Origin of the sequence: Streptosporangium sp. NPDC005286, assembly GCF_040607515.1 — a bacterium.
Taxonomy (GTDB): domain Bacteria; phylum Actinomycetota; class Actinomycetes; order Streptosporangiales; family Streptosporangiaceae; genus Streptosporangium.
The window spans coordinates 1-10,276 of the sequence record NZ_JBEXGU010000244.1 but is presented as its reverse complement, the minus strand read 5'-3'; the positions used below and the strand labels follow the sequence as shown (position 1 = coordinate 10,276).

The window sequence follows — 10,276 nt, the reverse complement described above, 5'->3', positions numbered from 1 at the left end:
CCGCGCAGTACCGCGGGGCGCCGGGCAAGAGGGCCAACTGCCAGGTCGCCCCGAGCGTGCATCTGGTCACCGACGCCGCGTCGTGTCCGGCGAACCGGCGGCTGTGGGATCCGTCCTCGCCGCGGGTGCCGGATACCGAAGCGGTGACGGCGCGCCGCCGCCGGGTTCGGATCTCTGAGGAGGTGGCGCATGTGCCCAAATGGCGGCCGGCCGTGGACATGCTGGATGAGCCGCTGGTGGTCGCCGATGAAGGGTATGGCCAAGACGGGGCCTTCTGGCTGGCCTTGACCGAACGGAACATCGCCTACGTGGTGGGGGTGCGCTCCGATACCGCGCTTTTGGCAGCCGGTGTCTGCCGCACCAGGACGCCGTATCGGGGCACCGGGCGGCGAGCGGCGCCCCGAGCATCGAAACAGCGAGAAAGTCGGGGCATCAGTTGACAGGTCGCCTCCGGCGGCCGTTAACCTTTATATATGAATAGTTCTTCAGATAAGCGATTCGCGGCCATTGACGGCTGTACCGCCCGGATAGTGGACGCGCCCCGGGTGGCGGCGGTGCGTGAGCGGATGCCCGCCGCGCAGGATCTGACCGACACCGCGGAGGTGTTCGGGTTGCTGGCCGATCCAGGCCGCCTGCGGTTGCTGCTGGCCCTGCTGGAGGGCGAGATGTGCGTGTGCGACCTGGCCGCGGTGAGCGGCCAGAGCGAGTCGGCGGTCTCGCACGCACTGCGGCTGTTGCGGGCGCACCGCATCGTGACGGCCCGCCGGGCCGGTCGGATGGCCTTCTACCGGCTGGAGGACGCGCACGTGCGGATGCTGCTCGACCTTGCGCTCGCCCACACCGAGCACACCCAGGCCATCCACCCCGAACGCGGCGGAACCCGCTGATGGGCACCGGGCACGGCCATGGGCATGGGCACGCCGGGGGTCGGCACCGGTGGCGGCTCGCGGTCTCCTTCGCCCTGATCGGCTCCTACTTCGTGGTCGAGCTGGTCTACGGGTTGATATCGGGTTCGCTGGCGTTGCTGTCGGATGCCGGGCACATGGCCGCCGACGTGGTGACGCTGGGCGCCGCGCTGGTGGCCACCCGGATCGCCACCCGCCCCGACACCACGGGGCGTCGTAGCTACGGCTCCTACCGCGCGGAGGTGTTCGCCTCCCTGCTGGCCGTGCTGCTGATGCTCGGCGTGGCGGTGTACGTGGTGGCCGAAGCAGTGGGCCGGATCGGCGCCGGCGCCGAGGTCTCCTCCGGGCCGATGCTCATCGTGGGAGCCATCGGCCTGGTCATCAATGTGATCGTGTTGCTGTTGCTGCGTTCGGGCGCGGCTGAGAGCTTGAACGTCAAGGGCGCCTACCTTGAGGTGGTGGCCGACACCGCCGGGTCGGTCGGCGTCATCGCCGCCGGCTGGCTGGTCGCGGCGACCGGCCAGCCGATCTGGGACACGCTGGTCGCGCTGGCCATCGGTGCCTTCGTCGCGGTGCGCGCCATCTCCCTCGGACGGCAGGTGCTCGCGGTCCTGGGCCAGCACGTCCCGGCCGGTATGGACGCCTCCGCCGTTGCCGGTGATCTGGTGGCCGTCGAGGGCGTGCGCGACGTCCACGACCTGCACCTGTGGACGTTGACCTCCGGCATGAACGTGGCCACCGCCCACCTGGTCACCTCAGACGGCGCCGACAGCCACGCCGTCTTGGACCAGGCCCGCGACCTGCTGCGCCGGCGCCACAACGTGGCTCACGCCACCTTGCAGGTCGAACCGGCCGACCACCTGGGCTGCGACGAACTGGGCTGGTGAACACCGTTCACCCCCGTGTGGCCGCGGTCGAGCGGCGGCGGTGGCGGTGACCCCGATGTGAGCGGTCCCGCCCCGGCTCCCTCACGCCTTCGCGCCTCACCCCGAGCGCCCGTCCCCGCTCTCGATCGCTCCACATTCCACCGCTGGAGCGCGCGACCCGCTGTCCTTCGGTGACGAACAATGCTGTCGGCCAAAGGAGTTCATAGGAGTCCAAGTCCACCATCACAGCGTTCATCCTGGCCTAATCGCCGAGGGCGGCACAGGTGATCCTCGCCCGGCAGCGCGCCGCGAGTCAGCGCGCCGAGCGTGCTGCGGAAGCCGAAAAGACCCGGTGGAAACGGGCCGATGAGTCGGCACAGGCGGTGCTGGATGCGGCGGTGTCGCCAGTGGAGCGGTGGTCGCCCCCACCGGAGGGCGACGTTGAGCTGGATCCGCACCCGGTGTCGTTGGTTCGGGCCCGGGAACAGGCGCGCCGGGAACGACGCCGACACCGGTGAGAGCAGCCCTGCCGGTGATCGCTGCTGCCCCCCGGCATGAGCCTGCCCAGGCTGCGGGGTCTCGATGACATGGCCATTGAGCCCTACCGGTGGGGCGCTCGACACCTCCCTTCGACACAATGTAGAAGTTCCATATGGTCAGCCTGACGCCTCAAAGGCCGCTTCACGCCCGAGATCGCGTCCGCGCGGTGGTCAGGGGGCTTTCGTCACCACGATCACCTGGTTGATGCGCAACGAGGTGCACGCCGAGCGGCAGGTCTTCGGCGCAGGCGCGCTGTCCGAGTACGTCGATCACCCATGCGCCTGCCGCAGCGCAGGCGGTCACGCCCCACCGAAAGGGAGCCACTTCATGTTCCTGCACAGATCAGCGATCGTTCTTGTCGCTCTCATCGCGGCGCTGTGGCCGATCACGGCAGTTCAGGCGCATGACGTGCTGAAGTCCAGCAATCCGGCCAAGGACGACAAAGTCTCCGACGTCAGCGAAGTGACGTTGGAGTTCGAACGGGAGGTGAAGTTCCCGAAGGTGGCGGTGTTGAACGCCGCGGGCGAGCGATTCCAGTCTGGTGAGGCCGGCATGCGGGGCAAGAAGGTCATCCAGAAGCTGTCCGGGACGCTTCCGGCGGGTAGATACACGATCGGTTTCCGGGTGGTCTCCTCCGACGGCCATCCCCGCACCGGCGAGATCCCGTTCACCGTGATCGCCTCTTCGACCCCCACTGCCACCCCCACCTCCACTTCGAGTGCGAGTGCGGGTGGCTCGCAGACCGCCGGCACGCCCGCGCCGAGCTCTCCCGCGCCGAGCGCCCAGCCCGCGGAGCCGGCCATGACCCCGCAGGCCAATGAGCCCGACGGGCCGTCGATGTTCCTGTGGGTGGTCGTCGGTTTCATCGTCGTCATGGCGGTATTCAGCGTCGTCATGAGCAGGCGTCGCCGCCCAGGCCAGTGACCGGATCTCAGATCAGCGTGATCCAGTAGGACCAGAAGCGCTGCAGGATGAGGCCGAGGATGGCGAGCATCCACACCATGAGCACGCTCGTGTGATACCGGGCCGCCGCCGCGGCGGCCCGGTGCACGCCGCGCGGCAGGGCGATGCGGCCGCTGTGCAGGTTGGCGAGCGTGACGTACCAGAAGATGGGAATCGTCGCGATCCACACGAGCATGCAGTACGGGCACAAGGCGCCGATCACGTACAGGCTCTGGACGATCAACCAGTGCACGAAGACGACGCCGGCCAGGGTGCCCAGCTGCAGGCCATACCAGAACCAGGTCCGCAGGCGGGCTCCGGCCAGCAGAGCCGCGCCCACCGTCGTCACGACGCAGAAGGCCGCGACGCCCAGCAGCGGGTTGGGAAAGCCGAAGACGGAGGCCTGGGCGCTCTTCATGACCGATCCGCAGCTGAGGATCGGGTTGATGCTGCAGGTGGGAACGTAGGTGGGATCGGCGGCCAGGTGCAGACGTTCGATCATCAGCAAGAACGCGGCCAGCAGGCCGAGGCCGCCGCCGATCGTCAGCACGAACGGCAGCGCCCTGATGATGATGGACGAGGACGAGCCCTCAGCGGTGATCGGGGGCTGGTCGATGGCGGAGGTGGTCACGAGGCGAGCGCCGCGTCGATTTTGGCCTTGAGGTTGTCGTAGCTGGGCGCCTCGGTCAGCTGGGCGCCGTTGAAGAAGATCGTGGGGGTGCCCTGGACGCCGAGGGCCGTTCCGTCGTCCTGGTCTTTCCTCACCCGCTGGGCGGTCGCGGGCGCGGTGAGGTCGGACGGGAAGGCGGTCATGTCCAGGCCCACCTGCTGGGCCAGGTCGGTGAAGAACGCCTCCTTGGATTCAGAGGCCTCGCCCCACTGCTTTTGGGACTGAAACAGCTTGGCGTACATGGCCTCGAACTTGCCCTGCTTGGCGGCGGCCTCGGCGACTCGTGCGGCGAGTTCGCCGTTGCGGTGACCCGGCAGCGGGAAGTAGCGCACCACGACGGTGATGCGCCCGTCGTACTCGGCGCGAATGCGCTCCATGTGCGGGAAGGCCGCGCCGCAGGCTTCGCACTCGAAGTCGAGGAATTCCACCAGCGTGACCTTGCCGTCAGCCGCGGTGGACAGCCTGTGGCTGTCCTCGCGCACCAGCAGCTGGGCAGGAGCGCTCTGCGCGCCGGCCGCATCGGCGGCGGGTCTGGTGGATTGCGTTCCGAAGTCACCGAACACGGCGATCGCCGCGATGATCGCCGCCATCACGGCGGCGATGATAAGGGTTATCTTCAGATTCGTCGTCATGTTCTGCTCCTGGAGGAGGTTTTGCGCGGTACGCGCCCGCTTATCTTCTACCAGACGTAGAAGGTGGGGGCGTCAACAGCAAAGTGAGGACCGTCGGGAAGCCTTTGAAAGGCGCCGCCCGTCGTGGAGGTGCTCGCCGGAGTCGGCCGGCCGGAACCGCGAGAACATCGGACAAGGTGAGCAGGAGGACTACCGCGGTCGCGATCGCCCAGCTCAGCGCCGCCCAGGAGGCGGCTCGAATGTAGGGCAGCGCCGTTGGCGACAGCATTCCCTTATCGGAGGGCAGCAGGATGGCGGCGACCAAGGCGCCGGCCGTGGCCGCGGCGGCGAGATCGGCCAGCAGTTTGGCCAGGGGCAACCCCCATCGGGCGATGGCGGCGCCCGCGTCGGAAAGGCCGGCGATCCCCGTCGAGGACGCCGACCCGCCCACGATCGTACCGATGGCCAAGGCCGTGAGGGCGGCAACTGCGACGCCGAGGAGGTAGCGGGCCACACGCGGGGACATGACCGCGGCTCCTTTAGTCGTTTCGGGGCTTTTGGGCGACGCCGAGGAGCAGTTGGCCACGTTCCCGCGTTGCCCGCCACATGAGGGGCAGCCCGTTGATGTCGAGCTCGTGAAGGAAGTCCTCGCTGGTGAAGTGCTCAGCTCCGCAGCGGTCGAAGAGAAGCCCCACCGCCGGTCGATTCAGCGCCCGGGTGGTGAACACCTCGAAATGGAAAAGACCGCCGGGGCGAAGGATTCTCGCCACCTGTGCAACGGCGCCGCGCCAGCGGTTGAGGAACTGGATGACGGCGAAGTCGCCCACGATGTCATAGCCGGCCTCCACTGAGGCCAGAGGAGCGCGCCGATCTGTGGCACCCAGATCGATGACGTCGACCGTCGCCGCGCCGGCGCGCTCCAGGCACGCGGTGATCCTGTAGTCCTGGCCGCGGCCGATTCCCAGAGCGCGTCCGCCACGCACGCTGTCGTGCAGCCCGATCAACGCCGCGGAGGTGTGAAAGGCTCGCATCCTTCGTCGCAGGGCGCCGTTGACCAGCGCTCCTTCAGCCAGCCGGGAGTACATCGGCGGCGCCCCGGGTGGTGAGCATGCGCTTCATCAGGTCGATCTCACTGCTTTGGGCAGCCACGAGGGAGGTGGCCAGGCGCCGGACCTGCGGCTGACCGGTGGCGTTCAGCGCGGCCTGCGCCATCTGCACGCCGCCTTGATGATGGGGGATCATCAGGCGAAGAAACAGCACGTCGGCCTCGCGCCCGTCGGCTTGTTCCAACTGCTTGATCTGCGCGGCGGTGGCCATTCCCGGCATGGAGGTCATGCTCTGCGTCGTGCCGGTCGTGGAGTGGTGCGCTCGATGCATCCAGGCCATCGGCGCATCCAGGGATGCCTGGGGCAGGTCCCACAGCTGCAGCCAGGCGTACATCTGCCCGATCTGCTGCTGCTGGCTGAGCGCGATGTCGTAGGCGAGCATCCGGATCTCGGCGTCGGTGCTGCGATCTCGGACGATCATCGACATCCGTACGGCCTGGGCGTGATGGGCCTGCATGTCCCGGGCGAAACCGGCCTCCACCGAGTCGTCGGCAGGCGGCCGGGGATACAGGACGCCGAGGCCGGCGCCGGTCAGCGCGATCACCAGGACCGTCGCTGCGGCGAGGGTGAAGTGCCGCCGGCACCGGAAGGGGAGCCGGATCATGTGTAGGGCTCTCCGATGCCGCCAGAACAGGACGCGCCGGGCTCGGGAGTGGCCGGGCCCTGGACGTGGGCACGCAGGAACGCCGGCAGCCGCGGGTCCTCGACCCCCTCCAGCTTCAACTGCTTGGCCCAGGCGCTGGCCACCACCGGAGCCGACAGATTCGGATAAGGCGAGACGATGATGTAGTCGCGGCCCCGGGCCAGATCGAGCAACTTCTCCACCTGCTCCATGGGCAGATCGGGCCGGTAGGTGATCCACACTGCTCCGTGCTCCTGGGAGTGCACCACGTTCTCGGCGCGCAGCGGCTGGCTGTAGAGGCCGCAGTTTTGCCAGGCGGGGTCGTGATTGCCGCCGACCGGCGGGCTTTGCGGGTACTTCACCGGATCCTTGGTGTGCTCGCGCTGGGGGATGGCGACGGTCTGCACCGCCTCCAGTGACGTTCGGGCGCGTTCCTGGAGGATCAGCACGGTGGCCGCCGTGACCACCGCGCCGATCGCCACCACCGCCGCGCCGGCGACGGCGATCGTGCGCAGGCGCTCAGCCCGGCGTTGCTGGGCCCGCAGGGCGGAAAGTCGTTCCTTGATCGTTGCACGCGTGTCGTCACTCATCGGGCTCCCTGGTTTCTACATGGCGTAGAAGTTCTACATCATGTCGGATATGGGAGCCATAAGGAGCGGGTACTTCACCTTCTCGGCGGTGCCGTGCGCCTTCGTGGTCGGCGTGACCGGCCAGGCACTCGTGCGGCCGGTCCAGCACCTGACCGAAGGAGCCGTCCACCAGGGCGCCACCCTCCATCACAACGTGGGCGGACATGACCGGAAGCCCTGAAGTGATGCTCCAGGCGTGCAGGTCGTGGACGTCGATGACGCCCGGCGTCGGCGAGCAGGGCCAGGCTGCCCGACAGTGCCGCGCCGATGACCTCGACGACGAGCACGCCGATGGTCAGCAGCAGCACCACGACCAGGCAGAGCGCTGGATGCGGGCGCAAGGCGTCTCTCAGGCAAGAGGGCGAGGCCCAGCAGACCTGCATCCGGCTGTCGCCCGGCACGACGCAACGTCCATCGCCGTGCTGAAGGGAAGGGGCGGCCATGCTCGCCACGTGGATCTACTTGATCGGTTACCTGGTTCTGGGGGCGCTCACTTTCGGAGTCCGGGCGCTGCTCCACCGCCGCCGCACCGGCAGTAGCGGCCCGGCATTCTCCGCCGCATGGTGGGCCGGAGTTCTGTTCGCCGCCGCGATCCTGCTCGGCCTGCTGTCGCCGGTCGCGGCGCTGGCGGGAGTCGTCGAACCGATCGCCGCCTTTGTGGCCGCCCCGATCCAGATCAGCGCGGCGGTCCTGGTCCTGGCCGCAGGCACGGCCACGTTGCTGTCGCAGTCGGCGATGGGCGCATCCTGGCGGGCGGGCGTCGAACGAGGGCGAACCCACCGCCTTGGTCACCGGCGGGCCGTTCCGGCTGGTACACAACCCCGTTTTCACCACCATGGCCACCACCTCGATCGGCTGGACCTTGCCGGTGCCCTCATCGCCCTCCCTGGCCGCGCTCATCACTGCGCTCGAACTGCAGGTCCGCGTGGTCGAGGAGCCCTACCTGATCCGCACCCACGCCTCCATCACGGGCCGCTTCGTTCCGGCGCTGGGCCGCCTGTCACCGGCGATCTCCTAAAGGCTTCCCCTGCGGTATGTGGCGGCCCGGCGCCTCAGATCCGCCAGATGGTGATACACAGCACGGGCGCGACCAGCACGGCCAAGGGCCCGCTCAGCAGCAGGCCGGCGGCGCAGTAGGCGATGGCCGGCACCCAGCCCGGCTGCTGGGGACGACCGCGCAAAAGGCGCTCCACGCGGTGAACGACCGCCGTGTCGGCCAGCGCCAGGCTGCCCGCCGCGGCGGGGCCGGCCGCCGGGGCGGCCATCCGCACCAGCGCGCGGGCCAGCGGCAGCTCTCCGTGTACGCGGCGGGCCTGGTCGTCGGCCAGCATCTCCAGCAGCACGGGGACGACCCGGCGGGCCGTGCTCGCGGCGGGAAGCCAGGGGAAGGCCTGCGCGAGCGCCAGGAACGGAAGCAGCAGCAGATCGTGGCGCCCGGCGGCATGCGCCCGCTCATGGCCGAGCACCGCCTCGGTCTCCTCGGCATCGAGGAGGTCGAGCGTTCCTGTGCTGAGCACGATACGGGCCCGGCGGCCGGGAATGCAGTAGGCCACCGGCCTGGCGCCGGGCAGCACATAGACGTCGTGGAGCACCGACGGGTCGGCCGCGACATCCACCAGCAGCCGTTGCCTGTTTTGGGCTCGAACCGTGCGCACCGCGGCCCGCACGGTGTGCAACGACAGCCAGCCGATCAGACCGGCGCTCCACACCAGCGCGACGATGTGCGCCGGTCCCAGACCGTCCAGCCCCCGCCCGTCGAGAATCTGACGGATCAGAGTGTGCGCACCGTGCGGGAACACCGCTGCGAGCGGCGCCACCGAGGCCACCAGGCCGATGCCGACCGCTCCCAGTCCGCCGGCCAGCCCGATCGCCTGCCACATGACCAGGGCAGCGCGGGGACAGCGATGCGTCCACCCGGCGCCGGCGAGCCGCTCGGCGATCCGGCCTCCTGCCAGCAGCGGCACCAGCGCCACGGCCGCGGCGACCAGCCAGACGATCACGACGTCTTGCCCAGGTCCCGGTTGTCGAGCGCCTCGCGCAGCGCGGCGGCCACCTGCGGCGACACGCTGCCGACGAAACGGCTGACCGCGGCCTCCACATCACCGGCGCCGTCCAGTACCTGGCGCATGGCCTCGGCGACGAAGACGTCCTTGCCGCCCGCGGCGCGATACAGATGGGCCCGGCCACTGCGCTCCCGGGTGACCAGGCCCTTGCGCGACAGCCGCACCAGCACCGTCAACACGGTCGTGACCGCAGGCGCCGAGGGCAGAGCGTCGGCCAGGTCCTGGGCGAACACGCCCTCGGGATGGTTCCACAACGCTTCCATGATCGAACGTTCCAGGTTGCCGAGCCGCACCTGTCAGCCCCTTCGCCTCTGTCATGGTTGTTTCCCACGATGAAGGTTACCGGCCCGCGCCCGGGTGACCCGCGCCCGTGAAGAGAGCACCCGGCTCGCGGACACTCCATTCCCGAAATCACCTCTCAGAGGGACGGGGTGATGGCGGCCGGGTGCGGCCCGCCTCCGAACGCCCTCGACATCTGCTCGGCCAGCATGGCCTCAGCCGCCGTAAGTCTGCCGCCACGCGGTTGACGCGCTGTGCTCCGCGAGCCGGTGCCGCCGCTCGTGGACGCCCTCCCGGAACACTAAATCACATCCCGGATGTGAACGGTCACACAGGGTAATGTATGTTCGTGGTCATGATCGGATCGATGCGGCGAGTCGCGCGGCGTGGAGGCGTCGCCTTCACGCTGTGCCTGACCGTACTCGGCATCGTCGTGCTGATCCATCTGGCGCTGTACGTCGCCGCTCACGCTCATGCGGCGCACCATCATGCGCCCGGCGTGCAGACTGTGACCTCCGTCGGCGGCTCGAACACCGAAACCCCCTCCGCGGTCGCTGCGGTGTCGCACGAGCACGCACCGTGCCCTCGTCTTCCCGCCGATCATGATCATCGCCTGTGTGGCGCGGCCACCGGGGCGCAGATCACCGATGTGCGCCCCCTGCCGCAGACCGGCTCTGCCGTCGGCGACCCGATGATCACTGAGGTGTCCGCGACACTCTCACCGCCGCCCGCCCAGCGATCTTCGCGGCCGGTGTGCCCGCCGCCGGGGGCTGTGTTGCTCGTTCTCAAATCCGTTTCCCGCATATAGAAGCCAGCCCACCGGGCCCCTTGGCAACGACTCAAAGCTCGACACGATCGGCGTGAGCCGTCGCTTCCGCGTGCCCAAAAGCGAGTCGACCACATCGCAACCATGGGAAACGGATCATGACACACACCCTCAATTCATCGCAGATCGCCAGCACCTCGCTCAGCCAGTTGATCACCGGAGCCACCTGCCACGCCCCCGAGCACGTGGTCGGCAACACCCCGGTGCTCTGGGTCCC

The 10,276-nt window shown here is 69.0% G+C and carries 14 protein-coding genes and 1 pseudogene; 6 read left to right on the top strand and 9 right to left on the bottom strand.

Features of this window, described 5'->3' with window-relative positions:
- From ABZU75_RS42920 to ABZU75_RS42905, 4 genes are all read left to right on the top strand, one after another.
- The coding region (locus ABZU75_RS42920; RefSeq protein ID WP_355568075.1) for a transposase at positions 1-440 on the top strand (440 nt) is incomplete at its 5' end.
- Positions 441-530: 90 nt separating this feature from the next.
- Positions 531-887: a metalloregulator ArsR/SmtB family transcription factor gene (locus tag ABZU75_RS42915; protein ID WP_355568072.1), complete on the top strand. Its 357-nt coding sequence runs from the start codon at positions 531-533 to the stop codon at positions 885-887.
- A complete protein-coding gene (locus ABZU75_RS42910; RefSeq protein ID WP_355568069.1) occupies positions 887-1,792 on the top strand; it encodes a cation diffusion facilitator family transporter in 906 nt (301 codons plus the stop codon). The genes ABZU75_RS42915 and ABZU75_RS42910 overlap by 1 nt, the downstream gene beginning before the upstream one ends.
- A gap of 723 nt (positions 1,793-2,515) precedes the next feature.
- Positions 2,516-3,235, top strand: a complete 720-nt coding sequence (locus tag ABZU75_RS42905) for a copper resistance CopC family protein (protein WP_355568066.1) — start codon at positions 2,516-2,518, stop codon at positions 3,233-3,235.
- Positions 3,236-3,242: 7 nt separating this feature from the next.
- Here the strand turns inward: ABZU75_RS42905 and ABZU75_RS42900 are convergent, their stop codons facing one another.
- The 7 genes and pseudogenes from ABZU75_RS42900 to ABZU75_RS42870 all read right to left on the bottom strand — a co-directional run.
- Complete coding sequence (locus tag ABZU75_RS42900; protein WP_355568063.1) at positions 3,243-3,884, bottom strand: vitamin K epoxide reductase family protein; 642 nt, start codon at positions 3,882-3,884, stop codon at positions 3,243-3,245.
- Positions 3,881-4,555, bottom strand: a complete 675-nt coding sequence (locus ABZU75_RS42895; RefSeq protein ID WP_355568060.1) for a DsbA family protein — start codon at positions 4,553-4,555, stop codon at positions 3,881-3,883. Before ABZU75_RS42895 ends, ABZU75_RS42900 begins: the two co-directional genes overlap by 4 nt.
- A 40-nt stretch (positions 4,556-4,595) precedes the next feature.
- Positions 4,596-5,060, bottom strand: coding sequence for a hypothetical protein (locus ABZU75_RS42890; RefSeq protein WP_355568057.1), 465 nt, complete (start codon positions 5,058-5,060; stop codon positions 4,596-4,598).
- Between the two features lie 13 nt (positions 5,061-5,073).
- On the bottom strand, positions 5,074-5,619 hold the full coding sequence (locus ABZU75_RS42885; protein WP_355568054.1) for a hypothetical protein: 546 nt from the start codon (positions 5,617-5,619) through the stop codon (positions 5,074-5,076).
- Positions 5,600-6,184: a DUF305 domain-containing protein gene (locus ABZU75_RS42880; protein ID WP_355568051.1), complete on the bottom strand. Its 585-nt coding sequence runs from the start codon at positions 6,182-6,184 to the stop codon at positions 5,600-5,602. The genes ABZU75_RS42885 and ABZU75_RS42880 overlap by 20 nt, the downstream gene beginning before the upstream one ends.
- 56 nt (positions 6,185-6,240) lie before the next feature.
- On the bottom strand, positions 6,241-6,852 hold the full coding sequence (locus ABZU75_RS42875) for a DUF3105 domain-containing protein (protein WP_355568048.1): 612 nt from the start codon (positions 6,850-6,852) through the stop codon (positions 6,241-6,243).
- Positions 6,845-7,117 (bottom strand): annotated as a pseudogene (locus ABZU75_RS42870) (hypothetical protein); the annotation flags it as partial. The pseudogene ABZU75_RS42870 and the gene ABZU75_RS42875, both read right to left, overlap by 8 nt.
- A 609-nt stretch (positions 7,118-7,726) precedes the next feature.
- Between ABZU75_RS42870 and ABZU75_RS42865 the strand changes: the two are divergent.
- A complete protein-coding gene (locus tag ABZU75_RS42865) occupies positions 7,727-7,909 on the top strand; it encodes a hypothetical protein (protein ID WP_355568045.1) in 183 nt (60 codons plus the stop codon).
- Between the two features lie 34 nt (positions 7,910-7,943).
- On the opposite strand, the gene ABZU75_RS42860 is transcribed toward ABZU75_RS42865, so the two are convergent.
- A complete protein-coding gene (locus ABZU75_RS42860) occupies positions 7,944-8,891 on the bottom strand; it encodes a M56 family metallopeptidase (protein ID WP_355568042.1) in 948 nt (315 codons plus the stop codon).
- On the bottom strand, positions 8,888-9,247 hold the full coding sequence (locus tag ABZU75_RS42855; RefSeq protein ID WP_350930412.1) for a BlaI/MecI/CopY family transcriptional regulator: 360 nt from the start codon (positions 9,245-9,247) through the stop codon (positions 8,888-8,890). The genes ABZU75_RS42860 and ABZU75_RS42855 overlap by 4 nt, the downstream gene beginning before the upstream one ends.
- Before the next feature lie 341 nt (positions 9,248-9,588).
- Here ABZU75_RS42855 and ABZU75_RS42850 point away from each other — a divergent pair, with 341 nt between their 5' ends.
- Positions 9,589-10,041, top strand: a complete 453-nt coding sequence (locus tag ABZU75_RS42850) for a hypothetical protein (RefSeq protein ID WP_355568038.1) — start codon at positions 9,589-9,591, stop codon at positions 10,039-10,041.
- Positions 10,042-10,276: the final 235 nt, after the last annotated feature.